Source organism: Paraburkholderia sartisoli (assembly GCF_900107685.1).
Taxonomy (GTDB): Bacteria; Pseudomonadota; Gammaproteobacteria; order Burkholderiales; family Burkholderiaceae; genus Paraburkholderia; species Paraburkholderia sartisoli.
This window is the reverse complement of the sequence record NZ_FNRQ01000011.1, coordinates 55,774-79,054: the sequence shown is the minus strand read 5'-3', so window position 1 is coordinate 79,054 and position 23,281 is coordinate 55,774. Positions and strand designations below refer to the sequence as shown.

Annotated in this window: 22 protein-coding genes; 11 read left to right on the top strand and 11 right to left on the bottom strand. The window is 65.6% G+C overall.

What is annotated here, in order from left to right; genetic code table 11:
- The first annotated feature begins 72 nt into the window (after positions 1 to 72).
- On the top strand, positions 73 to 702 hold the full coding sequence (locus BLV45_RS24705; protein WP_090537571.1) for an AAA family ATPase: 630 nt from the start codon (positions 73 to 75) through the stop codon (positions 700 to 702).
- 58 nt (positions 703 to 760) lie between these two features.
- Here BLV45_RS24705 and BLV45_RS24700 read toward each other — a convergent pair whose 3' ends face one another.
- The gene (locus tag BLV45_RS24700; RefSeq protein WP_090537569.1) at positions 761 to 1,861 is read right to left on the bottom strand and encodes a saccharopine dehydrogenase family protein; all 1,101 of its coding nucleotides are present in this window, start codon (positions 1,859 to 1,861) and stop codon (positions 761 to 763) included.
- A 227-nt stretch (positions 1,862 to 2,088) separates the two neighbouring features.
- Entirely contained in the window at positions 2,089 to 2,553 is a 465-nt protein-coding gene (locus BLV45_RS24695) for an Lrp/AsnC family transcriptional regulator (RefSeq protein ID WP_090537667.1), read from the bottom strand.
- Positions 2,554 to 2,850: 297 nt separating this feature from the next.
- On the opposite strand from BLV45_RS24695, the gene BLV45_RS24690 reads away from it, so the two are divergent.
- Both BLV45_RS24690 and BLV45_RS24685 read left to right on the top strand, forming a co-directional pair.
- Positions 2,851 to 3,372 carry a Spy/CpxP family protein refolding chaperone gene (locus tag BLV45_RS24690; RefSeq protein ID WP_090537568.1) on the top strand — a complete coding sequence of 174 codons (522 nt, stop codon included), beginning with the start codon at positions 2,851 to 2,853 and terminating at the stop codon, positions 3,370 to 3,372.
- Positions 3,373 to 3,572: 200 nt separating this feature from the next.
- Positions 3,573 to 4,010 carry a PGDYG domain-containing protein gene (locus BLV45_RS24685; protein ID WP_090537566.1) on the top strand — a complete coding sequence of 146 codons (438 nt, stop codon included), beginning with the start codon at positions 3,573 to 3,575 and terminating at the stop codon, positions 4,008 to 4,010.
- 35 nt (positions 4,011 to 4,045) lie between these two features.
- Here the strand turns inward: BLV45_RS24685 and BLV45_RS24680 are convergent, their stop codons facing one another.
- From BLV45_RS24680 to BLV45_RS24645, 8 genes are all read right to left on the bottom strand, one after another.
- Entirely contained in the window at positions 4,046 to 4,411 is a 366-nt protein-coding gene (locus BLV45_RS24680; protein WP_090537564.1) for a DUF3022 domain-containing protein, read from the bottom strand.
- Positions 4,412 to 4,413: 2 nt separating this feature from the next.
- On the bottom strand, positions 4,414 to 5,244 hold the full coding sequence (locus tag BLV45_RS24675; protein ID WP_090537562.1) for a YhfC family intramembrane metalloprotease: 831 nt from the start codon (positions 5,242 to 5,244) through the stop codon (positions 4,414 to 4,416).
- Positions 5,245 to 5,304: 60 nt separating this feature from the next.
- Positions 5,305 to 6,351, bottom strand: coding sequence for a LacI family DNA-binding transcriptional regulator (locus BLV45_RS24670; protein WP_090537560.1), 1,047 nt, complete (start codon positions 6,349 to 6,351; stop codon positions 5,305 to 5,307).
- On the bottom strand, positions 6,348 to 7,325 hold the full coding sequence (locus BLV45_RS24665) for a 2-hydroxyacid dehydrogenase (protein ID WP_090537558.1): 978 nt from the start codon (positions 7,323 to 7,325) through the stop codon (positions 6,348 to 6,350). Before BLV45_RS24665 ends, BLV45_RS24670 begins: the two co-directional genes overlap by 4 nt.
- A gap of 4 nt (positions 7,326 to 7,329) precedes the next feature.
- Positions 7,330 to 8,616: an MFS transporter gene (locus BLV45_RS24660; RefSeq protein WP_090537556.1), complete on the bottom strand. Its 1,287-nt coding sequence runs from the start codon at positions 8,614 to 8,616 to the stop codon at positions 7,330 to 7,332.
- Positions 8,617 to 8,673: 57 nt separating this feature from the next.
- Positions 8,674 to 9,675, bottom strand: a complete 1,002-nt coding sequence (locus tag BLV45_RS24655; protein WP_090537554.1) for a sugar kinase — start codon at positions 9,673 to 9,675, stop codon at positions 8,674 to 8,676.
- Between the two features lie 104 nt (positions 9,676 to 9,779).
- Complete coding sequence (locus BLV45_RS24650; RefSeq protein ID WP_090537552.1) at positions 9,780 to 10,544, bottom strand: sugar phosphate isomerase/epimerase family protein; 765 nt, start codon at positions 10,542 to 10,544, stop codon at positions 9,780 to 9,782.
- A gap of 161 nt (positions 10,545 to 10,705) precedes the next feature.
- Positions 10,706 to 11,611, bottom strand: a complete 906-nt coding sequence (locus tag BLV45_RS24645; RefSeq protein ID WP_090537550.1) for a LysR family transcriptional regulator — start codon at positions 11,609 to 11,611, stop codon at positions 10,706 to 10,708.
- 117 nt (positions 11,612 to 11,728) lie between these two features.
- On the opposite strand from BLV45_RS24645, the gene BLV45_RS24640 reads away from it, so the two are divergent.
- The 6 genes from BLV45_RS24640 to BLV45_RS24615 all read left to right on the top strand — a co-directional run bounded on the left by BLV45_RS24640 (position 11,729) and on the right by BLV45_RS24615 (position 18,046).
- Positions 11,729 to 12,820, top strand: coding sequence for a YeiH family protein (locus BLV45_RS24640; RefSeq protein ID WP_090537548.1), 1,092 nt, complete (start codon positions 11,729 to 11,731; stop codon positions 12,818 to 12,820).
- Between the two features lie 240 nt (positions 12,821 to 13,060).
- Positions 13,061 to 13,798, top strand: coding sequence for a glutathione S-transferase (locus BLV45_RS24635; RefSeq protein WP_090537546.1), 738 nt, complete (start codon positions 13,061 to 13,063; stop codon positions 13,796 to 13,798).
- 76 nt (positions 13,799 to 13,874) lie between these two features.
- Positions 13,875 to 15,608 carry a ClcB-like voltage-gated chloride channel protein gene (locus BLV45_RS24630; RefSeq protein ID WP_090537544.1) on the top strand — a complete coding sequence of 578 codons (1,734 nt, stop codon included), beginning with the start codon at positions 13,875 to 13,877 and terminating at the stop codon, positions 15,606 to 15,608.
- Between the two features lie 171 nt (positions 15,609 to 15,779).
- Complete coding sequence (locus BLV45_RS24625; RefSeq protein ID WP_090537542.1) at positions 15,780 to 17,117, top strand: C45 family autoproteolytic acyltransferase/hydolase; 1,338 nt, start codon at positions 15,780 to 15,782, stop codon at positions 17,115 to 17,117.
- A gap of 309 nt (positions 17,118 to 17,426) precedes the next feature.
- The gene (locus BLV45_RS24620) at positions 17,427 to 17,699 is read left to right on the top strand and encodes a hypothetical protein (protein ID WP_090537540.1); all 273 of its coding nucleotides are present in this window, start codon (positions 17,427 to 17,429) and stop codon (positions 17,697 to 17,699) included.
- A 116-nt stretch (positions 17,700 to 17,815) separates the two neighbouring features.
- Positions 17,816 to 18,046 carry a DUF2795 domain-containing protein gene (locus tag BLV45_RS24615; protein ID WP_090537538.1) on the top strand — a complete coding sequence of 77 codons (231 nt, stop codon included), beginning with the start codon at positions 17,816 to 17,818 and terminating at the stop codon, positions 18,044 to 18,046.
- A gap of 70 nt (positions 18,047 to 18,116) precedes the next feature.
- On the opposite strand, the gene BLV45_RS24610 is transcribed toward BLV45_RS24615, so the two are convergent.
- Positions 18,117 to 18,746, bottom strand: a complete 630-nt coding sequence (locus tag BLV45_RS24610; RefSeq protein WP_090537536.1) for a TetR/AcrR family transcriptional regulator — start codon at positions 18,744 to 18,746, stop codon at positions 18,117 to 18,119.
- A 260-nt stretch (positions 18,747 to 19,006) separates the two neighbouring features.
- Here BLV45_RS24610 and BLV45_RS24605 point away from each other — a divergent pair, with 260 nt between their 5' ends.
- Together BLV45_RS24605 and BLV45_RS24600 are read left to right on the top strand one after the other, a co-directional pair.
- A complete protein-coding gene (locus BLV45_RS24605) occupies positions 19,007 to 20,113 on the top strand; it encodes an efflux RND transporter periplasmic adaptor subunit (RefSeq protein ID WP_245753536.1) in 1,107 nt (368 codons plus the stop codon).
- Complete coding sequence (locus tag BLV45_RS24600) at positions 20,110 to 23,280, top strand: efflux RND transporter permease subunit (RefSeq protein ID WP_245753525.1); 3,171 nt, start codon at positions 20,110 to 20,112, stop codon at positions 23,278 to 23,280. Before BLV45_RS24605 ends, BLV45_RS24600 begins: the two co-directional genes overlap by 4 nt.
- Position 23,281 lies beyond the last annotated feature (1 nt).

Below are 23,281 nucleotides of genomic sequence, written 5' to 3'. Positions count from 1 at the left end.
TCGCGTCAAGCGTGATGAGGCGTTCGCGCGCGACAGTGACAGCCGCGACCTCGCCGGCAAGGACATGCGTTTGTGACCCATCTGGTTTTTTTCTGCGGCCACGCGGGCACGGGCAAGACGACGCTCGCGAAGCGCCTGATCCGGCCGCTGGCGCACGCCACGGGCACGGCCTTCTGTCTGCTCGACAAGGACACGCTTTACGGCGCGTATAGCGCAGCCGCGATCGGCGCGCTGACCGGGGATCCGAACGACCGCGACAGTCCGCTCTTTCTCCAGCATCTGCGCGACCCCGAGTACCGCGGGCTCATCGACACCGCGCGCGAAAATCTGGAACAGGGAATCAGCGCGCTCGTGATCGGGCCGCTGTCGCGCGAGATTCGCGCCCGGCTGCTGTTCGATCGCGCGTGGCTCGGCGTGGCGGACGACGTCGAGATTCGTGTCGTGTGGATTTATACGTCGGAAGAGACTGCGCATCAGCGCATCGTCGCGCGAAACAATCCAAACGATGCGTACAAGCTCGCGCACTGGGACGAGTACCGGCAACGCCGGTTCGTCCCGAATGCCGGGCTGTGCCAGGAACTGCTGATGTTCGACAACACGGCGCCGCAGCCCGCCGACTACGACGCGCTGCTCGCGCGCATCGCCGGCGGCCCTTCGCAGGACGACGCGCCGGCTGTCATCCTGCCGCCCGTGCCGGCCTGAACTGCGTCAGCGCGCCGGCATTCGGCACACCCGGCCGGCACTGCGTGGACCGTCCCGTCTAGACGGTCGCCGCCGATTTGTGCAACGCCTCGCCTTCGTAGAGTTGCCCAAAGCGATTGCCGAGAAAATCCTGCAGCGACACCTGCTCCTGACGCACAAAGCCCTTTTGCGGCAGCTTCTTTTCGCGGAACAGGTCGAGCACCGCGCACATCGCACCGGCCGTCGTGATCTGGATCGCGCTCATCGGCACGCCGCAGACCGTCTTCGCGAAGATCTTGCGCGTGAAGACTTCCTGCACCAGCTGGCCGTCGCGCGTGCCCGTCACGGTGATGAAGATCAGCACGACGTCCTGTGCCGTCGCCGGCACCGAACGGCGCATGATCGACTTCAGCGTGTCGCGGTCGGTCGCAAGACGCAGGTCTTCGAGCAGGAACTGCATCAGGTCGCGATGCCCCGGGTAACGCACCGACTTGTAGTCGAGCGTCTCGACGCGCCCCGACAGCGTTTCGCACAGCGTGCCGAGGCCGCCGGACGTGTTGAACGCTTCGTATTCGGTGCCGTCGAGCGAGAAATGCTCGAGACCTTCGAGCGGCTGAACCCATTGCGTGCGGGAGTCGCGAATCGCTTCACACGGCTGGCAATACTCGTTGATGAGGCCGTCGACGCTCCACGTCAGGTTGTACTTCAACGCGTTGGTCGGAAACTCGGGCAGCGCGCCGACGCGCATCTTGACGTCGCGGATTTCCGTGAAGCGGTTCGCCAGCTCGTGCGCGGCGATGCCGATAAAGCCCGGCGCGAGGCCGCATTGCGGCATGAACGCGTGGTCGGCATCGTCGGCGATCGCGCGGATCGCGTGCGTCGCGCGCACGTCCTCGGTCAGGTCGAAATAGTGGACGCCCGCACCCTTCGCCGCGGTCGCGACGTTCACGGCGAGGTAGTACGGCAGCGCGTTGACGAGCGCATCGAAGCCCTGCACGGCCGCGCGCAGGGCGGCGGCGTCGCCGGAATCGACGCGATGGGTCGGGATGCCCTGCGCGGCGAGCTTGTCGAGCGCGTGCTGATCGCGGTCGAACGCGACGACTTCGTAGTCGCCGGTTTCGCGCAGCATATGGGCGATGGTGTGACCGATAAGACCCGCGCCAACGATGGCAACTTTCATGTGCGTCTCCTTGTTCTGTGTGTGAGCCGTGCTGGTGACCGATGGCGGTCAAGGCGCGCTGCAACTGAAGCAGCACGCGATGCGCCGAACCCTTGCTACACAGTTTATGGAGACGCGCGTACGAATGACAGACGCAAAATGATGCGTTATGACGTTCGTTTTCGTCTAAATGACGAAAAAATAATCCAGTCCGACGAAATCAGCATGACAACCCTGCGCGCGGAGCGCTAGCCTCCTTCCGTGCCCCGGTCGATCTTGCGCGCGAGGATGATCGACGTCGTCGTCCGCTCGACGCCTTCGAGGCCGCCAATCTGGTCGAGCAGATCGTTGAGCCGGTCCGGCGAACCGGCGCGCAGCCACGCGACGTAATCGAACTCGCCGCTCACCGCGCACAGCAGTTGCACCTCGGGCATGCGCCCGAGCCGCTTCTGCACGTCCTGGCCGTATTTCGGCGCGATGATGATGCCGACGTACGCGGAGATGCTCGCGTCGAGCACATCCTGGCCAAGCCGCACGCTGTAGCCTGCGATCACGTTGGTCTTTTCGAGCCGCGCGATCCGCGCGATCACGGTCGTACGCGCGACGCCGAGCTGGCGCGCGAGATTCGCCACGCTTTCGCGGGCGTTCTCCTGCAAGAGGGCGACGAGGTTTCGGTCAAGGTCGTCGAGCTGGTCGAGGCGCGGTGGTCTCATCGATGGCGGTCTGTCACGTTGAAGGAGTGCATCGGCGCCGGGCAGGCACCACGGGATGCACGGATTATCGCCTGCCATCGCGCCGTATCGTGCAAAGCACCCGCGAAATGACGCTCTCCCTGTCGACGAATCTGTTCACCGGCTATTTCCGGTTCGTTTCGGTTGTAAGGAGTTGTGGCAAAGCGGGCGGATGACACGGATATCGTGATACTAATAGCGCCCACGGTGAAGCGCGCAGAGAAGGCCCGTGGGGCACACGGCGCTTCGGCCCGACACGAACGGACATCAGGAGCCTCGATGAAAAAAACTCTCGTTATTCTCGCCTCCACGCTGGCGATGAGCGGCGCATTTGCACAAACCGCGGCACCGGCAGGCGCTGCCCCGGCATCCGCATCGGCGGCGGCACCCGCGCCGGCCTCGGGCGCGGCGCATTACGAACAGCGCGTCGAACAGCGCATCACGTATCTGCACACGCAGCTGAAAATCACGCCGGAGCAGGAACCGCAGTGGAAGGCGTTCGCCGACGTCATGCGCACCAACGGAGCAACGATGGCCGGCCTGTATGAGCAACGCATGGCGAATTCGAACCAGTCCGCGCTCGACGACATGAAGCAGTATTCGGCGATCGCCACCGCGCACGCGGACGGCACGAAGAAACTGCTGGACGCGTTCGAGCCGCTCTACACGAGCTTTTCGCCGGATCAGAAGAAACTGGCTGATACGACGTTCCATCATCCGTCGCGTGCGGAAGGACATCACAAGCACGGCGGCAAGGGCAAGAAAAAGGCCGCGCCGGCAGACGAAACCGTCAAACCGTAAGGTTGCGCGTCTGACGGTATCCGTCAGGCTGGCCTCGATCGCCACGACAACGCCCGCGTTTTACCGCGGGCGTTGTCGTTTCTGGCGTGTGGTCGAAGCGCCGGGACCGAAGCGGCAAGGATGCGCGCGGACTGCTTTCGCGCTACCCTTGCGGCCTTGCAACCCGCGCATCCTCACCTGCCTCACGGCGACCTGAAGTCATGATCGAACTGAAGAACATCGACCTGCGCACCGATCCAGCCGCGCAACGCTACATCAAGGACGAAACCGTCACCGTCGAATTCGCGCCAGGCGACGGTGAGCTGATGAGCCTCGAAGGCCCGAACCGTTACACGCACGGCGACGCGCTGATCACCGGTTCAACGGGCGACCGGTGGGTCGTATCGCGCGAACGCTTCGATGCGAAATACCTGCCCGCCGATGCATCCCGCGCACACGGCGATGCCGGCCCGTACCGCAACCGGCCGGCCGTCGTGCTGGCAAAACAGATGGATGCACCGTTCTCGATGGCGCGCTCGGCGGCAGGCGGCGATGTGCTGCACGGCACCGCCGGCGACTGGATCATGCAATATGCGCCGAGCGACTACGGCGTTGTTCAGGCCGCCCGCTTCGCGAAGGTTTACCGCCGCGCCGGTTAAAGCCAACCAGAACGGCAACGCCAGCGCTCAGCCCGTCATGCGAACTCTTCGTCGAGATCGACCGTGATCTCACGCGGCACGGTCTCGCCGTTTGCGTACATTTCCTCGAGCGAACCGAGCGTCGCTTCCACGTACGCCCGCAAGACCGCGAAGCTGCGGTCCCGCAGACGCGCCGGCGTCGCACGAAAGCGCGCGAGCGCGGCCGGCGCGATCACGACGCTCATCGTGATGCGCCGCGCGGTCGAACCGAAGCGCATCGCGACCCAGAGGACCGTCAGCACCGGCGTGCCGTCGTCGGCGGGACGCTCGATGAACTGGGTCTGCTCGGGGAACAGGTCACTGATGACGCGCGCCAGTTGCTCGAAATCGGGACTGGCGCACTCGTATTGATAAGCTTCCATCGTTACTGCCCGAAGGTTTCAGTGGATTGAACAGGATGCGCCGGGCGGCGGAACAGCCTGACCAGCATGGTCGCCACGCCGAGCGCCACGACCACGTAGACGCCGTCCACCGCGACAAGCGGGAGCAGGTGCGCCTGAAACAGCGCGGCCGGCAGATCGACCGCCGCGTGCGCGACGATCGCGAGCGGCAGGATCGCCTTCCACCCTGCCCGCACGCCGCGCCACATCAGCACCGACAACGCGATCTGGAACACGAGCGCCGCCATGCGTTCGACCGCGAAAATGCCGGCCGTCGCGGGCGACAGGCTCGCGAGCACCAGATGGATGCGCATCATCGATTCGGGCGGCACGTTCGACAGATGCGACGCGAGTTCACCGCGGTTTTCGAAGACGGCGAACACGATCCACTGAATCTGCACCAGCACGCCAACGAGCCACGCCTCGGCGCCGCCGTGACCGATCCCGTACGACAGCGCGGTGCCATTCGTCCCCGCCGACGGCGAGCCTTTCTTCAACGCACGCTTGAGCAGCAGGCGCATCGCGATGAAGCGCCCGGTTTCCTCGCAGATGCCGGCAGCGAACGCGCCGTAGATCACGAACATCACTGGATTCGACAGCAGCGCCGCCGTGGTTTCGTTCTGCTGCAGCACGTACGCGTTCAGTGCGCGCTCGATCACCATCGCGAAGAACGCGAAGGCGGCGATGCCGGCAATCGCGTCGCGGCGGTCGAGCGCAAGCGGCGTGCGACAGCGGCGGTACAGCAGGATCGGCAAAGCGGCGACGAAGAGCGTCGCGAGCGCGAGACATGTGAGGGTGAGCGGTGCTACGACCATGGGCTTCCTTGCGATAACCGGCGCGCACCCGCTGCGCGCCGCAGACCGCATGATCGCAGATCAGCGCCCGGTTGACCCGCGCACGATCAGTTCGCCCGCCAGCAGGCAGTTCCGCGCGGCCTCGGTCGCGCCGTCGATACGCTGGCTCAGGAACTCGAGCGCACGGTAGCCGATGTCGTAGGTCGGCTGGCGGATCGTCGAGATGCCGGCGAGTTCGGCCCAATCCGGATCATCGAAGGAAAGCAGCGCGACGCGCTCCTGCCAGTGCGCGCCGTAGCGTGCCTTCAGGTGCAGCGCGATCCGCAGCGCCACCGGCGCATTCGCCGTGAACCACGCGATGCGCCGTCCTGCCGCGGCGGCGGCATCGACGGCATGGTCGAGCGCGGCGAGCGCGCGCTGGACAGCGACTTCATCGCCGAGATCGAGCACGACCGTCAGGCCGTGCGCGCCGCTCGCTTCGCGCATCACGTCGCCGAACGCCGCCTCGCGCTGACGGCGCGAACTGATGTTGTCGAACGGCTGCACGATGAAGCAGATTTCATCGAAGCCGCGTTCCAGCAGATGGCGTGTGCCCAGTTGCGCGGCCGCCGTGTTGTCGAGACCCACCATGTCGGCCTCGAGCCCGTCGACGCTGCGGTCGACCAGCACGGCCGGAATGCCGCCACCGCCGAGTGGCCGCAGCATTTCCTCGCCCACGCCGAGCGCGTTGACGATCACGCCTTCCACGCGATAGGTGGTCAGCAGCGCGAGAAAGCGCCGCTCCATTTCGACTTCGTTCGCCGCATGGCAGATCATCGGCATATAGCCGAGCGCGTGGCACGCGGCTTCGACGCCCTGCAGCACCTCGACGGTATACGGATTGGTGAGATCGGCGACCAGCATGCCGATCAGCCGGTTGCGCCCGCGCTTGAGACCGCGCGCCATCTGGTTCGGCTGATAGTCGAGGCGTGCGATCGCAGCTTCGATACGTGCGCGCAGCGCCGGCGACAGCACGTTGATCTCGCCGTTCAGGTAGCGCGAGATGCTGGTCTTGCCGGTGCCGGCTTCGCGCGCGACGTCGTTGATCGTGGCGCGGCGCGGTGCCGTCGTGCGAACGGGGGTGCTCATGCGCCCAGCACTTCGCGGTTGACGATGTTGGTGCGCAACGTGCCCAACGTACCGTCGAGCGCGGCGACGAGGTTTTCCGCCGCGCAGCGCGCCATCGCATGGCGCGTCTCGTGCGTCGCCGAGCCGATGTGCGGCAGCGCGACGACGTTCTTCATCGACAACAGCGGCGAATCCGCCGCGACCGGCTCCTGTTCGAAGACGTCGAGACCGGCGCCGTGAATCGTGCCGGCCTTGAGCGCGTCGATGAGCGCGGCTTCGTCGACGGTCTGGCCGCGCGACGCGTTGATGAGAATTGCGCTCTTTTTCATCGTCTTGAGTTCGGCCGCGCCGATCAGGTGATGCGTTTCCTTCGTGAGCGGCACCTGCAGACAGACGAAGTCGGATTGCGCGAGCAGTTCGGCGAGTTCGACGCGCACGGCGCCGTACGCCTCTTCAGCGTGCTGGTTCGCGCTGCGGTTCGTGTAGAGCACGCGCATGTTGAAGCCGAGCGCCGCGCGGCGCGCCACGGCGCCGCCGATGCGGCCCAGCCCGACGATGCCGAGCGTCTTGCCCTGCACGTCGACGCCGAAGTGCGCGGCGCCAATGCTGCGTTTCCACTCGCCGGCCTTCACGTAATCAGCCAGTTCGACGACGCGCCGCGCCGACGCCAGGATCAGCGCGAACACCGTATCGGCCGTGGATTCGGTCAGCACGTCGGGCGTGTTCGCGAGCAGGATGCCGCGGCGCGTGAGATCCGCGACGTCGAAGGTGTCGAAGCCGACCGAAATCGTCGCCAGCGCTTTCAGCCGGGTTGCGCCTTCGAGCATCGCCGGCGTGATCCGGACGCTCGCGCCGATCGCGCCGTCGGCGTCTTTCAGCGCGGCGACGAATGCGTCGTGCTGCGCGGCGTCGGCTTCGACCACGTCCGCGTGTTCGCGCAGATACGCGATGACATCGGCGGGCAACGGCTTGTACGCGACAATTTTCTTTTTCATCGACTCATTTTCCTTGCAGGGGTGCAGCAAGCCCGTGTCCAGCCTGCGCGGATTGCGGCTTGACGGCGAGCGTCAAGATAACGGCGGCGACGAGCGCCACGCTCATGAACGCATACGACGCCGCGGGCGTTCCGGTCGCGCCGTTCAGGTAGCCGACCACATACGAACCGACGAACGAACCGAGCGCGCCCATGCTGTTGATCAACGCCATCGCGCCACCCGCGACGTTCTTCGGCAGCAGTTCCGGCACGATCGCGAAGAACGGGCCATACGGCGCGTACATCGCGGCGCCCGCGACCACGAGCAGCGCGTACGAGATCCAGAAGTGCGTCGAGCCGAGCGCATACGAAGCCGCGAACGCGACCGCGCCGATCAGCAGGAACGGCCACACGAACGCCTTGCGCGCGTTGAGTTTATCCGAAGCCCACGAGGCCGCGAGCATCGCGATCGTCGCGGCCAGATACGGCAGCGCCGACAGCCAGCCGGTTTCGACCATGCCGAACGTCGAGCCGTTCTTCAGGATCGACGGAAGCCACAGCACGAATCCATAGACCCCGATGCTCCAGCAGAAATACTGCGCGCACAGCTTGATCACCGCCGGCGTGCGAAACGCCTCGCCGTAGTTGCGCACCGGCTTGATCGCGGCCTGCTCGGCGCGCAGCGTGTCGTCGAGGTCCTTCTTTTCCTGCGGCGTGAGCCACGACACCTGTGCCGGCCTGTCCTGCACGATGAACCACCAGATCACCGCCCAGACGATCGCCGGCACGCCTTCGGCGATGAACATGTGACGCCAGCCGAACGAATGCACGAGATAGCCCGACACGACCGACATCCACAGCACCGTCACCGGATTGCCGAGGATCAGGAACGTGTTGGCGCGCGAGCGTTCGCTCCTGCTGAACCAGTTGCTGATGAAGATGAGCATCGCGGGCATCACGGCGGCTTCGACGATGCCGAGCATGAAGCGGATCACCATCAGCGAAGGAATGTTGCTGACCATGCCGGTGAGCGCGGCGCAGCCGCCCCACAGGATCAGGCTCCAGAACACGAGCTTCTTGACGCTGCGCCGCTCGGCGTAGATCGCGCCCGGGATCTGGAAGAAAAAGTAGCCGAGAAAGAACAGCGCGCCGATCAGCGACGACAGGCCCTTGCTGATGCCCAGATCCTGATTGATGCCGGCAGCGGACGCGAAGCCGTAGTTCGCGCGGTCGAGGTACGCGAGACTGTAGGTGATGAAAACGATCGGCATGATCGTCCACCAGCGGCGCATCGCAAGCGATGAAGTGGTCATGGGTGTCTCCTTGATCCCCGGTGAAATGGATTGGCGTGTCGCGCCTTGATGCACGTTCTAGTGCAGCGTCTCTGACACCGTGCGTGCTGATTCTCTTGTTGTCGCCGGCGGGCGGGCGCTTTCGAGCGCGTCGAGTTCGGCGCGCGTCGGCAACCCTTCCGAATCGCCGCTCACCTGGATCACGAGCCCGCCGATGCGGTTGCCGCGCGCGACGGCCTCCGGCATCGCGCGCCCTTCCAGCAGCGCGCTGATCACGCCCACCGCGAAGCCGTCGCCCGCGCCCACCGTGTCGACGACGTTCGGCACCGGTTCGGATGCGATCACGCCCGCGTCGTCGGCGGTGCGCAGATATGCCCCCTGCGCGCCGAGCTTGACGATGACGCCGCGCGCGCCCTGGTCGAGATAGAAGCGCGCGATGTCTTCGGGCTGCGTGTAGCCGGTCAGAATCTCGCCTTCACCGATACCGGGCAGCACCCAGTCGGCCTGCGCGGCGAGCGCGTTCAGCGTGGCGACCATCGTCTCGCGCGAAGGCCATAGCGTCGGGCGCAGGTTCGGATCGAACGAAATCGTCTTGCCGGCCGCGCGCATTTCCTTCGCCATATGAAAAGCCAGTTCGCGTGACGAAACCGACAGCGCGGGCGCGACACCCGTCAGATGCAGGTGGCGTGCCTGCAGCACGTAACCGGCCACGTAGTCGTTGACCGACAGATGGCTGGCCGCCGAACCCCTGCGAAAATATTCGATGGCCGGGTCGCTGCCGTCGTCGTTTTTCGACTTGAGCTGGAAGCCGGTCGGATAGCGCGCGTCGGTCGTGACGCAGCCGGCGTCGATGCCCTCCTTCGCCAGCGTGTCGCGCACGTACTGGCCGAACGAATCGGCGCCGACCCTGCTCATCCAGCCCACCTTGAAGCCAAGCCGCGACAGGCCGATCGCGACATTCAGATCGGCGCCGGCGATGCGCCGGGTAAAACGGGAGACGCCGGAGAGCGGGCCGGTTTCGGCCGCGACGAACATCGCCATTGCCTCGCCACAGGTGATGACATCGAGTGCCGGTTTCATTGAAAAGTCCTTGCTGTGCTGTACATTCCGGCCGAACAGCGCGGTGAAGCGCCAGCGTGGCCTTGTGTGAAATCGCGAAGTTTTACGACGCCGCCATCGGGCCGTTATGCGGCCGCGAGCCACGCGACATGGCGCGAGGCGTCGGCCTGAAGGCGAGCGGTGTCGAACGGAAATTCGATGCCGCGCGGCACGTGGTGCGGCAGAAGCGGCAGGACGGCCGCGCAGACGGGATCGTCGGCGGCGGGCGCGACCGCGAAGCGTCGTGCGCCCTCGCCCGTCACCGCCTTGCAGTGGATGTATTCGACGTGTGGCGCGAGCTGCCGTGCGGCTTCGAGCGGCGCTTCGCCGGGCCACTGCCAGTTGCCGATGTCGAAGGTCATGCCGAGCACGTCCGGATAGCCTTCGCGCTTGAGGGCCGCGAACAGCCCGACGAACTGCGCGAGCCGGCCGCCTTCCTTCATCTGCCCGTTTTCGACGACGAGACGGATATTCGCGCCGCGCAGGCATGCGGCGATCGCGGCGCCGCCCGCTTCGTGCGCGAAACCGCCAAGCTGCAGCTTCACAAAGCGCGCGCCGAGCGCCTCGCCTTCGGCGAGCGCGACGCGCAGCGCGTCCAGGTCGAGCGCGCCTTCGGCGGTGTACAGCGCTTGCGGCGTCGACCAGACCGACCACATGCCGAGTGCGTCGATCGCCTCGCCAAGCTTGTTGAGCGCGTCAGGCGCGGCGTCTTCTTCGGCGTTGAACAGTTCGCGCCGCACTTCGAAGGCGGACGCGCCGGCCGTCGCCGCCGAAGCCAGCCACGCCCGATGGCCGTCACGCCGGATGGCGTCGGCGCCGAATGCGCTCGCTACGATCACGATGTCGGGCATGTCGATTGACCTCTATTCGGCGGTTCCGTGATGATGGAACCGGTTCCAAAACGGATTTTGAAAAAAGCGCCTGCGCGCTTCGTTGGTGAAATACTGCGCTTCGCAACTGCCCGGCGCCATAGTGGAAATCCCCTGGAACCGGTTCCGAAGCCCGAGGGCAGTCAGTCGACGCCGGAAAGGCACAACGCCAGAAAACGCTCCGCGACGCGCGACGGCGCGCTCGCGTGCGGGATCAGGATCGAGAAATGGCGGGTCAGCGGCTCGGGCGCGAGGGAAAAGAGCCGCAGCACGTTGTCGTCGTGGCGCATCGACATCGCCGACACGAAACCGATGCCCATCCCTGCCCGCACGGCCTCCTTGACGCCCTCCACGCCCGCGATCTCCAGCGCGACGCGCATCGGCACCGCGGCACGCGCGAACGCGCGCTCGACCATCTGCCGCACGCCCGAGCCCGTTTCGCGCAGCACCAGCGCGTACGCGCCGAGGTCGGCGAGCGTCACGTGACGCTCCGGCGCCGGCACATCGTCGCGCGCTGCCGCGAGCGGATGCGTGCGCGGCATGATCGCGACGATCTCGTCCTCGCGCCATGGATGCACGGCGGTGTCGGGCGGCAGACCGGAGCCGACCGGCCCTTCGACCATCGCGATATCGACCGACGCCAGCGAGGCAACGATATCCGACGTATTGCCGTCGGCCGTATGCAGCGTGACGTCGGGATAGCGCCGGTGAAACGCGGCGATCAGATACGGCAGCAGATAGCTCGCCGGCGTCGTGCTGGCGCCAATGCGCAGCGTGCCGCGTTCCATGCCGCGTAGCGCGTCGCGATACGCATGCGCCTGCTGCCAGGTGTCGCGCAGCCGGGCCGCATAGCTCGCCAGCTGCTCGCCCGCCGGGGTGAGGCGCACGCCGCGCCCGTCCCGCTGATACAGCGCCTCGCCGAACTCATCCTGCAATTGCCGTAGCTGGCCGGACACCGCCGGTTGCGACAGATGCAGCGCGAGCGCGGCCCGGCTGATGTTCCGGTGCTCGGCGACGACAGCGAACGTTATCAGTTGGTCAGGGGTCATGGTGATGAAATATCAGTTCAGCCGATATTTTACGTTGCAAATGACGATTTTTCATATCGATATATCTAAATTAGGATTAGGCCATCGCATCGAACTCGCTCATTGACAGCACATATCATGTCCACGGCCTCCCCCTCCGCTTCCGCTTCAACGCTGGCCCACAAGGCGCCGTCCACGCGCGGCCAGCTCAACGGCATTCTCTTTGTCGCGCTGTTCGCGGCGGCGGTCACCCGCATTTCGTCGCTGCCGTTCATCGCCGGGCTCGGCATGAGCCCGCTGATCATCGGCATCGTCGCGGGTGCGCTCTACGGCAATGCGCTGCGCGACGGCATGCCGGAAAGCTGGGCGGCGGGCGTCAACTTTTCGGCGCGCAAGCTGTTGCGTATCGCGGTGGCGTTCTTCGGTCTGCGCGTGAGTCTTCAGGAAATCGCGCAGGTCGGGCTGCCGGGGCTGGTTGAATCGGTCCTGATCGTCGTCAGCACGCTCGCGATCGGTACGTGGGCCGGCATGAAGCTGATGAAGCTCGATCGCGACACCGCGATGCTGACCGCCGCCGGCAGCGCGATCTGCGGTGCGGCCGCCGTGCTCGCGTTCGAATCCACGCTGCAGTCGAAGCCGCATCAAAGCGCGATGGCCGTGGGCAGCGTGGTGCTGTTCGGCACGCTCTCGATGTTCCTCTATCCGGTGCTCTACCATGCGGGCTGGCTGCATCTCGATACACGCGGCGTCGGCCTCTTCTTCGGCGGCACGATTCACGAGGTAGCGCAGGTGGTCGGCGCGGCAAGCAACGTCAGCCCGGAAGCGACGCACATCGCGACGATCGTCAAGATGACCCGCGTGATGCTGCTGGTGCCGGTGCTGCTCTCGCTGGGCGTATGGCTCAACCGGTCGGCCCGCGGCGCGGCTGCATCGAAGGGCGCAGCCGGCACGACGACGCGCAAGCTCGCGGTACCCTGGTTCGCGCTCGGCTTCCTCGCGCTCGTGGTCGTCAACTCGATGCACGTGCTGCCGCAAGCCGCGACCCACACGCTGAACACGCTCGACACCTTCGCGCTGACGATGGCCATGACCGCCCTCGGCATCGAAACGCGCATCTCGCAGGTCAGGCAGGCCGGCCCGCGTGCGCTGACGACCGGACTGATCCTGTATGTCTGGCTGATTGGCGGTGGGTTGGGGATCACATGGGCCGTCGAGCGCTTCTTCGGTTGATACGCCCCGCCTCGCCGACCCGATCGGCAGCCCCGCCTCGTGCGGGGCTTTTTGCGTTTGTGCGCCCGCAAGCGCCGCGCGTAATACGCGTGATTCGCGCCGCATCGTGTCGGTCCGTGCATGACGCCAACCGCGGGCCCCGGTCCGGTTTTTTGTCCGCGTTTCACCCAACGCGGCGCGCCGGCACGGCATACTTCCTGCTCGCGCAGTCGAACTCTCACTCCGGACGAGGATCGATCGATGGCTTATGAACTCTTTTACTGGGACGGCCTGCAAGGCCGCGGCGAATTCGTGCGGCTGGCACTGGAAGAAGCCGGCGCCCCCTATATCGAAGTGACCCGCGCGCCGGACAAGGACGGCTTCGGCACCGGCGCGATGATGGACGTGATGAAAAGCCGGAGCGAACCGCATCCGCCGTTCGCGCCACCGTTCCTGAAAGATGGCGATCTCGTCGTCTCGCAGACCGCCAATATCCTCATGTATCTCGGCCCGACACTCGGGCTCGCGCCGCGGGACGAGAACCTGCGCTACGTCGCGAACGGCCTGCAGCTCACGATCGCCGACATGGTCGCCGAAGCGCACGACACGCATCATCCGCTCGCGAGCGGCCTGTACTACGAAGACCAGAAAGACGCCGCCAAAGTGCGTGCGCACGACTTCATCGACAACCGCATTCCGAAGTACATGAAGTACTTCGAGCGGGTGCTGAAGCAGAACCCCGATGGCGATGCATATCTTGTCGGCAACGCGCTGACGTACGTCGATCTGTCGATGTTCCAGCTGATCGACGGCCTCCACTACGCGTTTCCGCTTGCGATGAAGCATTTCGGCGAGCACTATCCGCGTCTCGCGGCCTTGCACGACGCGATCATCGCGCGGCCGAAACTCGCCGCGTATCTCGAATCGGACCGGCGCATCGCGCATAACGAGGCGTGCATTTTCCGGCATTACCCCGAACTCGACAAGGCCGTGCGTTGAACGCGGCTGTGTCGACGCAACCCGCGATGCCGTGCCGGCACGCGCCGTCCAACCCTGATTCCTGTCCGTTTCTTCCGTGCTTTCATTTCTGCTGAAGCTGCGCACGCGCGCCCAAAAACTGTTTCGCCTGTCCGACGCTCACACGGTGCTGGTGTGGTCGGTGATCGTCGGGGTTGCCGGTGCGTTCGCGACGGTCGCCTTTCGTGAAGGCATCGCGCTCCTTCAGCGCGCCATTTCCGGCAGCAACGGCGGCATCGTCGACATGGCGCGGCGTCTGCCGTGGACCGTGCGGATCTGGCTGCCCGCCGCGGGCGGCCTGATCGCCGGCTTCTTTCTGTTGATCGCGCGGCGCGGCGTCGACAAAAAAGGGCATACCGACTACATGGAAGCCGTCGCGATCGGCGACGGCGTCGTGCCGGTGCGGCCGAGCCTGTGGCGCAGCGTGTCGTCGCTCTTCACGATCGCGAGCGGCGGGTCGATTGGACGCGAAGGACCGATGGTGCAGCTCGCGGCGCTATGCGCGTCGCTGATCGGCCGCTGGGTGCATTTCGACCCGCCGCGTCTGCGGCTGCTGGTGGCGTGCGGGGCGGCGGCGGGCATCACGTCCGCCTATAACGCGCCGATCGCCGGCGCGTTTTTCGTGACCGAGATCGTGCTCGGTTCGATCGCGATGGAAAGCTTCGGGCCGGTCGTGGTCGCCTCGGTCGTCGCGAACATCACGATGCGTGAATTCGCCGGCTACAAGCCGCCGTACGAAATGCCGGTGTTCCCGCCGGTGACGGGCGTCGAGGTGCTGCTCTTCGTCGCGCTCGGCCTGCTGTGCGGGGCGGCCGCGCCGCAGTTCCTGCGTCTGCTTGGCGTCTCGAAGGCGACCTTCCGGCGCCTGTCGTTGCCGCTGCCCGTCACGCTCGCGCTCGGCGGTCTCGTCGTCGGCATCATCTCCGTGTGGTCGCCGGACGTGTGGGGCAACGGCTATAGCGTCGTGAACTCGATCCTGCATTCGCAGTGGACCTGGACGGCGCTCGTCGGCGTGCTCGTGTTCAAGCTCGTGGCAACCGCGGCGACGGCGGGCTCGGGCGCGGTCGGCGGGATCTTCACGCCGACGCTCTTCGTCGGCGCCGTGCTGGGGTCGCTGTTCGGCCAGGGCATGCACGCGTTGTGGCCGCACGGCACGTCGGCGCCGTTCGCGTATGCGATGGTGGGCATGGGCGCGTTCCTCGCGGGCGCGACGCAGGCGCCGCTGATGGCGATCCTGATGATCTTCGAGATGACGCTCTCCTACCAGGTCGTGCTGCCGCTGATGCTCTCGTGCGTGGTGGCGTACTTCGTGTCGCGGGCGATCGGCAAGACCTCGATGTACGAGATCACGTTGATGCGCAACCGCGACGAACAGGAACGCATGCGCCTGCGCGCAACGCAGATGCGCGAGCTGATCAAGCCGGCTGAAACCATCGTGCCGCTCACGGCGACCGTGCAGGACATGACGCGCGTGTTCCTCGAATATCCGGTGAAGTATCTGTATGTGATCGACGACGCCGGGTGCTTCCTCGGCGTCGTCGCACTGAAGGACATCACGTCCGACCTGCTCGACAAACACGACACCTCGGCGCGCACCGCCGCGCACTACCTGCAGCCGCATTTCGACGTGCTGACGCCCGACATGCAGCTTGGCGACGCGCTGCAGCATTTCATGGCGTTTCAGGGCGAGCGGCTGCCGGTGATCGAGAGCACCGCATGTCCGACGCTCGCGGGCGTCGTCTACAAGACGTCGCTGCTCGACGCGTATTTCCGGATGAATCCCACGCGCTGACGCGGGCTCGCGCGAAAGTCGATGGCGCGCAACCGGTAGCAAAGCGTGGCATATTTTCTAGAATGGAAAGGAGCCACGCGGCGCGCCGGTTTTCGATTGCCTTCCATCGATCGTTCGTTCAGGCGCGCGCCGCGCGGATAAACGTGAGCGCCGTTTCGACCCGGAGCGAAGATGAGCGACCCGTCAGGCGATGCTGTCCGCCGCGATCGAGCCGGCTGGATTTTCCTGCACATCGAGGGCGAGCCGTACGATCGCGGTGAGCAGCACGGCCAGCTTCTCGCGGCCGAGATCCGGCATGCGATCGACACTGCCCGCTACCTCGCGAAGTGGGACACCGGCGAAGACTTCGACACGTTCGTCAACGCCGCCGTGGCGCAGTTCGCGCCGCGCCTCGACACCGAATTCGCCGACGAAATCCAGGGCATCGCCGACGGCGCGAAGCTGCCGTTCGCCGACGTGCTGGCATGGAACGGCTACATGGACCTGCTGCAAAGCTGGTGGCCGGCTCACGTGGCGCAGCAGCAGCCCCGCCTTGGCCTGAAACCCTGGCGCGGGCGGCGCGGCCATCATTGCAGCGCGTTCATCGCCACCGGCGACGCCACGCGCGACGGTCGCATCGTGATGGCGCACAACTCGTGGGACCGCTACGCCGCCGGCGACGCCTTCAACGTCGTGTTCGACATCGTGCCGGATACTGGACACCGGATCCTGATGCAGGGTCTGCCCGGCTGCATCTCGAGCCTGACTGATTTCTGGGTCACGTCCGCGGGCCTGATGGTGACCGAAACGACGATCTCCAGCTTCGCCGGCTACAACGTCGCCGGCGCGCCCGAGTTCTACCGTTCGCGCCGCGCGACCCAGTACGCGAACAGCATCGGCGAATGGTGCGAGATGTTCGCGGTCGCGAACAACGGCGGCTACGCGAACAGCTGGCTGCTCGGCGACGTCAAGACGGGCGAGATCGCGCGCTACGAACTCGGACTGCGGTTTTCCGGCTTCGAAAGCACGAAGAACGGCTTCTATAGCGGCTACAACACCGCGACCGACCTGAAGATCCGCAACCAGGAATGCGTCGGCGAAGGCGACGATTACACCGACGTGCGCAAGAACGGCGCGCGGCGCCTGCGCTTCATGCAACTGGCCGAACAGCATCGCGGCAAGATCGACATCGACGTCGCCAAAGCGATGATCGCCGATCATCACGACGTCTATCTCGACCGCAGCGACAACCCGTGCTCGCGAACGATCTGCGGACACCTCGAACTCGACGACCAGCGCTTCGGCAGCTCCGATCACGGCCCGTTCAACCCATGGGGGGCGAACGACGGCAAGGTCGTCGACAGCGAAATGGCGCGTGACATGGCGTTCTGGGCGCGCTGGGGTCACCCGTGCGGCCGGCCGTTCGACGCGCAGGCGTTCATGCAGCGCCATCCGCAATGGAACTGGCTGAACGGATACATGCGCGACCGGCCGTCCTGGCCGTGGACGCAGTTCGACGTGCTGCGCTAGCGCATTGCCGAGCCGGCTGCCCGTCAATCTGGCCCGCGCAATACCGGCGCGAAATCCCCGCGCTGCAACACGCATTCCGCACGGTCGTTCGTGACTGAGCGCCGGCCGTTTGTGAAGATTGCAAAAGTCTCCATCGGTTTTGCCCGGTTTTGTCGTTTTTGCTGCGGCGTGCGGACGAATTGCGTCCTAAGATGGTAGAAGGCGCCCCGTTTTCGCGGTTCGCGCCAGGCGGGTGTCAGGCGGCGGAATGCCGCCATGGCACAGCGCTTGCTGCAGCCTCTGTGCTGCAAGAGCAAAGGAGCTCGGGCGATGAAAATCTCGACGCTATTGACCATGGTGACGCTGTCGGCCTCGTGTTTCGCCGCGCCGGCTCACACCGCATATGAAAGCCCGGCGACAGGCAACACGGACGGCTCCGCGGCGGCGGCGCTTGCCGCCAACGCCGCGCCGGTCGCACCCGCGGCGCCGGACGTGGCCGCGATCAGCAACAGCAAGACGCAGCACTGGCAATTCATCGCGCTGCCGAAGTCGAACCACCCCGAGCGCGGCTTTGTCGCGAAGAACGAGCACCTGCAGACCTGAGCGCCGGTTGCACCGGATTGCCGCCTGCACGTGCGGGGAATGCGCGTGCTTGAGCATCACGGTTCGGGCGCCTCACGGCGCGTTGGGCACAGATGGTTAAAACAAGGACCCCGCGCATGACCGGCATCCCTATTCCCGACGAATCGCTCGATATGCAGATCACCGATATCCTGCGGACCATTTCCTGGCCGACGAACAAGGACGCGCTCGTCGACGCCGCGCGCGAGGCCGGCGCCAGCAATGAAGTGCTTTCGATGCTCGACGGCCTGCCTGAGCAGGACTACGCCGATGTCAATGCGGTGACGAAACTGATTGGCAGCAACTACGGACCCGGGCTCGGAGGCTGAGCCGTTCGAGCCTGAGCGCCGCTAACCCGACGGGCGCCCGAAAGCCGGAAGCAGCGTTGCCGGGTCAGGCTCAGCGCACCTCGTCAGCGCTCCTGCCGAACACCACCCGCGAGAAAAACTCCGAGAGCACCGTGTCGACCATCTGATCGGTGACGTGCTGCGGATCGGCCGTATAGAACGACTGCACCCCGTCGCACAAACCAAAAAGGCCGAGCGTCAGCGTTTCGGGCGGCAGCGACAGCGGCGTGCCGGCACGCACCGAAAACTCCTGGATGTACGCCGCCATCTGTTCGCGCTTCTCGCGCATGAAAGCGTTGAAGTTCGTGCGAAAGCGCGCGTCGCGCGCCGACAGCAGCTTGGCTTCCACCCACAACAGAAAGCACTTGTTGTCGAACGGCAGACGCCGGTAGAACGTCAGCACGCGCTTTTCCATCCCTTCGCGCGTCGACTCCCCTTCGAAGATGCTCTGCAGATCCGCCTGCATCTGCTCGTGGTCGCGCCGCAGCAGCTCGAGGAACACCTCGGGCTTGCTGTCGAAGTTCGAATAGAACGCGCCCCGCGTGTAACCCGCCGTATCGGCGATGTCCTCGACGCTCGTCGCGGCAAATCCTTTCTTCATGAACATGGCAAGCGCGGCGTCAAGCAGGCGCTCGCGCGTCTGGTCCCGGCTTTGCTCTCGTGTGAGGCGTTTTCGTTTCATCGGCGAAGTCTAGCATTCAGAATGAATAGATTCAGCTTTGCACTCAGATACAAGTGTGTATTAGAATCCAGACCATGATCTGAAGCAAGCGTCCCGCATCACCTGTTGATCTGCGTCCGCTGGCCCTGTCCGCCGCCCGTCGCACCCTGTTCGCTGTCCCTGTTCGCCACGTCAGTCCTGGGGTTATCGTGAATCGTCCTGGTTTTAGCGCGCCGGCTTCGCCGCGCAGGCAGTCCCACCAGCAGGCAGGCTTCGCGCCGTTGCGCACTGCTGCTCTCGTCTCCGTGTTGAGTGCCGTGACGGCGCTTGGCGCCTGTCACCGCAACGAGGTTGCCGCACCCACACCGCGCCCGGTCGTCGCGCAGGCGGTTCATCCGGACGGTCATCCCGTTTCCGCCGCGCTGCCCGGCGAAGTGCAGGCGCGTTACGCCACGCCGCTGTCGTTCCGGATCGCGGGCAAGATCATCGAGCGGCGCGTGAGGCTCGGCGACGTCGTGAAGAGCGGCCAGGTCGTCGCGCGCCTCGATCCGGCCGATGTGCAAAAGAACGCGGCAAGCGCAGGGGCGCAACTCGACGCCGCGAAGTCGCGCGCGGTCTACGCCAAACAGCAGGTCGACCGCGATCGCGCCCAGGCGCGCGAAAACCTCATCTCGCAGGCGCAACTCGAACAGACCGAAGATGCCTACACGTCGGCCATCGCGCAGCGCGATCAGGCCGGGCAGCAGGCCGCGCTCGCGCAGGACCAGCTGAAGTACGCCACGCTCACGGCCGATCACGCCGGCGTCATCACGGCGGAACAGGCCGACACGGGCCAGAACGTGTCGGCGGGTCAGGCCGTCTATAACCTCGCCTGGACAGGTGACGTCGACGTCGTCTGCGACGTGCCTGAAGGCGCGCTCGCTTCGCTCGCGGTCGGTCAGGTTGCGAAGGTCACGCTGTCCGCGCTGCCCGGCCGGACATTTTCGGCGCGCGTGCGCGAGCTGTCGCCCGCTGCCGATGCGCAAAGCCGCACGTATCGCGCGAAGCTCACGCTGGAAAACCCCGGTCCCGACGTGCGCCTTGGCATGACCGCCGACATCGCGCTCACGCAACCCGTGACGGCGGCAAGCGCGGCGAGTTCGTTCGTCGTGCCCGCCACCGCGCTGTTTCACGACGGCAACGCGCCCGCGCTGTGGATCGTGCGTGCCGGCGACGACAAGCTCGAACTGCGTCGCGTGCAGGTCTCGCGCTATAACGAACGCACGGTCGCCATTTCGCAGGGCTTGAAGGACGGCGAGCGCGTCGTGCTGCAAGGCGTTCATACCGTGACGGCCGGCGAGCAGGTTCGCGTGATCGCGCCGCTGCATCCCGAGGACTTCGCGTCATGACCGCGCCGCATTCGCAGGAAGACGCGCATCGCGACGCCCCGCAACCGGAAAACCATCGCCACGAGGAAGGCCGTTTCAACCTGTCCGCATGGGCGTTGCGGCATCAGGCGCTGGTCGTGTTCCTGATCGCGATGGCGACGGCATTCGGCATCCTCGCGTACACGCGGCTCGCGCAGTCGGAAGATCCGCCGTTCACGTTCCGCGTGATGGTGATCCGCACGTTCTGGCCCGGCGCGACCGCGCGCCAGGTGCAGGAGCAGGTGACCGACCGCATCGGCCGCAAGCTGCAGGAGACGCCGCAAATCGATTTCGTGCGCAGCTACTCGCGCCCGGGCGAATCGCTGATGTTCTTCTCGATGAAGGATTCGGCGCCGGTGAAGGACGTGCCGGCAACCTGGTATCAGGTGCGCAAGAAAGTCGGCGACATCGCCGCGACGCTGCCGCCAGGCATCCAGGGCCCGTTCTTCAACGACGAGTTCGGTGACGTCTATACGAACATCTACACGCTCGAGGGCGACGGCTTTTCGGCGGCGCAGCTGCACGACTACGCCGACGAGTTGCGCACCGTGCTGCTGCGGGTGCCGGGCGTCGGCAAGGTCGATTATTTCGGCGACCCTGACCAGCACATCTACATCGAGATCGCGAACACGCAACTGACGCGCCTCGGCGTCTCGCCGCAGCAACTGGCGCAGGCGATCAACGCGCAGAACGCGGTGTCTCCGGCCGGCACGCTGACCACCACCGACGACCGCGTCTTCGTGCGCCCGACTGGCCAGTTCAAGGACGTCCAGGCACTCGCCGACACGCTGATCCGCATCAACAACCGCTCGTTCCGGCTCGGCGATATCGCCACCATCAAGCGCGGCTACGACGATCCGGTCGCGACGCAGATGCGCTATGGAGGCAAGGCCGTGCTCGGCATCGGCGTGACGATGACGCCTGGCGGCGACGTGATCCGTCTCGGCAAGGCACTCGACGAAAAAGCCGCCATGCTGCGCGCGCATCTGCCGGTGGGGCTCAAGCTCGTCGAAGTGTCGAGCATGCCGCACGCGGTCGAGCATTCGGTGGACGATTTCCTCGAAGCCGTCGCCGAGGCCATCGGAATCGTGCTGGTGGTGAGCCTGATCTCGCTCGGCATGCGTACCGGCATGGTGGTCGTGATCTCGATTCCGGTCGTGCTCGCCGTCACCGCGCTGTGCATGTATCTGTTCGATATCGGCCTGCACAAGGTGTCGCTCGGCACGCTCGTGCTCGCGCTCGGGCTGCTTGTCGACGACGCGATCATCGCCGTCGAAATGATGGCGGTGAAGCTCGAACAGGGATGGAACCGCACGCGTGCCGCGGCGTACGCGTACACGAACACGGCGTTTCCGATGCTGACGGGCACGCTCGTCACCGTCTCCGGCTTTCTGCCGATCGCGCTCGCGAAATCCAGCACGGGTGAATACACGCGCTCGATTTTCGAGGTGTCGGCGATTGCGCTGATCGCGTCGTGGCTCGCGGCCGTCGTGCTGATTCCAATGCTCGGCTATCACCTGCTGCCGGAGCGCAAGCGTCAGGTACACGAAGCGCACGATCATGAACACGATATTTACGACACGCGCTTCTACCGGCGCCTGCGCGGCTGGATCGGCTGGTGTGTCGAGCGGCGCTTCGTCGTGCTGATCGTGACGGTGGTGCTCTTTGTCGTCGCGATGGCCGCCTTCACGCTCGTGCCGCAGCAGTTCTTCCCGAGCTCCGACCGGCCGGAACTGCTCGTCGACGTGCGTCTGCCAGAAGGCGCTTCGTTCGAGGCGACGCTGCGTCAGGCGCAACGCCTCGAAAAAGCACTCGAAGGACGGCCGGAAATCGATCACACGGTCGACTTCGTCGGCACGGGGGCGCCGCGTTTCTATCTGCCGCTCGACCAGCAGCTGCCGCAGCCGAATTTCGCACAGTTCGTGATCACGGCGAAGTCGGTGGAAGATCGCGAGAAGCTCGCACGCTGGCTGGAACCGAAACTGCGCAACGAGTTTCCGGCGATCCGCACGCGCCTGTCGCGGCTCGAAAACGGCCCGCCTGTCGGCTACCCGGTGCAGTTCCGCGTGAGCGGCGACGACATCGCGACCGTGCGCTCGATCGCCGAGCGCGTGGCCGCGACGATGCGCGCCGATCGCCGCACGAGCAACGTCCAGTTCGACTGGGATGAACCGGCCGAGCGTTCGGTGCGCTTCGAAGTGGACCAGAAAAAGGCCCGCGAACTCGGCGTGACGTCGGAGGACATTTCGAGCTTCCTCGCGATGACGCTCTCCGGTTACACCGTCACGCAGTATCGCGAGCGCGACAAGCTGATCAGCGTCGACCTGCGCGCGCCGAAGAGCGAACGCGTCGATCCGGCGAACCTGCTTACGCTTGCGATGCCGACGCCAAACGGCGCGGTGCCGCTCGGCACACTGGGTCATCTGCGCGACGATCTCGAATACGGCGTGATCTGGGAACGCGACCGGCAACCGACGATCACCGTGCAATCCGATGTCGCGCCCGGCGCTCAGGGCATCGACGTCACGCACAGCGTCGACAAAACGCTCTCGCAGATCCGGGCCACGCTGCCCGTCGGTTATCGCATCGAGGTCGGCGGTTCCGTCGAGGAAAGCGGCAAGGGCCAGACGTCGATCAACGCGCAGATGCCGATCATGGTCATCGCCGTGCTGACGCTGCTGATGATCCAGCTGCAAAGCATCGCGCGCGTGCTGATGGTCGTGCTGACCGCCCCGCTCGGGCTGATCGGCGTGGCCGCGACGCTGCTGCTGTTCGGCAAGCCGTTCGGCTTCGTCGCGATGCTCGGCGTGATCGCGATGTTCGGCATCATCATGCGCAACTCGGTGATTCTCGTCGATCAGATCGAGCAGGATATCGCCGCCGGATACAAGCGTTTCGACGCGATCGTCGGCGCGACCGTGCGCCGTTTCCGGCCCATCACACTGACCGCCGCCGCTGCCGTGCTCGCGCTGATTCCGCTGTTGCGGTCGAACTTCTTCGGGCCGATGGCAACCGCGCTGATGGGCGGGATCACGAGCGCCACGGTGTTGACGCTCTTCTATCTGCCGGCGCTCTATGCGACGTCGTTCAGGGTACGCAACGACGAGCGCGAGCCGGAGCATCCCTCGTCCGCGCAATTGGGAGTCTGAT

Coding starts and splice junctions, on each gene's coding strand:
- BLV45_RS24700 (WP_090537569.1), bottom strand. CDS start 1,861: ATGAAAGTTGCCATCGTTGGCGCGGGTCTTATCGGTCACACCATCGCC.
- BLV45_RS24695 (WP_090537667.1), bottom strand. CDS start 2,553: ATGAGACCACCGCGCCTCGACCAGCTCGACGACCTTGACCGAAACCTC.
- BLV45_RS24690 (WP_090537568.1), top strand. CDS start 2,851: ATGAAAAAAACTCTCGTTATTCTCGCCTCCACGCTGGCGATGAGCGGC.
- BLV45_RS24685 (WP_090537566.1), top strand. CDS start 3,573: ATGATCGAACTGAAGAACATCGACCTGCGCACCGATCCAGCCGCGCAA.
- BLV45_RS24680 (WP_090537564.1), bottom strand. CDS start 4,411: ATGGAAGCTTATCAATACGAGTGCGCCAGTCCCGATTTCGAGCAACTG.
- BLV45_RS24675 (WP_090537562.1), bottom strand. CDS start 5,244: ATGGTCGTAGCACCGCTCACCCTCACATGTCTCGCGCTCGCGACGCTC.
- BLV45_RS24670 (WP_090537560.1), bottom strand. CDS start 6,351: ATGAGCACCCCCGTTCGCACGACGGCACCGCGCCGCGCCACGATCAAC.
- BLV45_RS24665 (WP_090537558.1), bottom strand. CDS start 7,325: ATGAAAAAGAAAATTGTCGCGTACAAGCCGTTGCCCGCCGATGTCATC.
- BLV45_RS24660 (WP_090537556.1), bottom strand. CDS start 8,616: ATGACCACTTCATCGCTTGCGATGCGCCGCTGGTGGACGATCATGCCG.
- BLV45_RS24655 (WP_090537554.1), bottom strand. CDS start 9,675: ATGAAACCGGCACTCGATGTCATCACCTGTGGCGAGGCAATGGCGATG.
- BLV45_RS24650 (WP_090537552.1), bottom strand. CDS start 10,544: ATGCCCGACATCGTGATCGTAGCGAGCGCATTCGGCGCCGACGCCATC.
- BLV45_RS24645 (WP_090537550.1), bottom strand. CDS start 11,611: ATGACCCCTGACCAACTGATAACGTTCGCTGTCGTCGCCGAGCACCGG.
- BLV45_RS24640 (WP_090537548.1), top strand. CDS start 11,729: ATGTCCACGGCCTCCCCCTCCGCTTCCGCTTCAACGCTGGCCCACAAG.
- BLV45_RS24635 (WP_090537546.1), top strand. CDS start 13,061: ATGGCTTATGAACTCTTTTACTGGGACGGCCTGCAAGGCCGCGGCGAA.
- BLV45_RS24625 (WP_090537542.1), top strand. CDS start 15,780: ATGAGCGACCCGTCAGGCGATGCTGTCCGCCGCGATCGAGCCGGCTGG.
- BLV45_RS24620 (WP_090537540.1), top strand. CDS start 17,427: ATGAAAATCTCGACGCTATTGACCATGGTGACGCTGTCGGCCTCGTGT.
- BLV45_RS24615 (WP_090537538.1), top strand. CDS start 17,816: ATGACCGGCATCCCTATTCCCGACGAATCGCTCGATATGCAGATCACC.
- BLV45_RS24610 (WP_090537536.1), bottom strand. CDS start 18,746: ATGAAACGAAAACGCCTCACACGAGAGCAAAGCCGGGACCAGACGCGC.
- BLV45_RS24600 (WP_245753525.1), top strand. CDS start 20,110: ATGACCGCGCCGCATTCGCAGGAAGACGCGCATCGCGACGCCCCGCAA.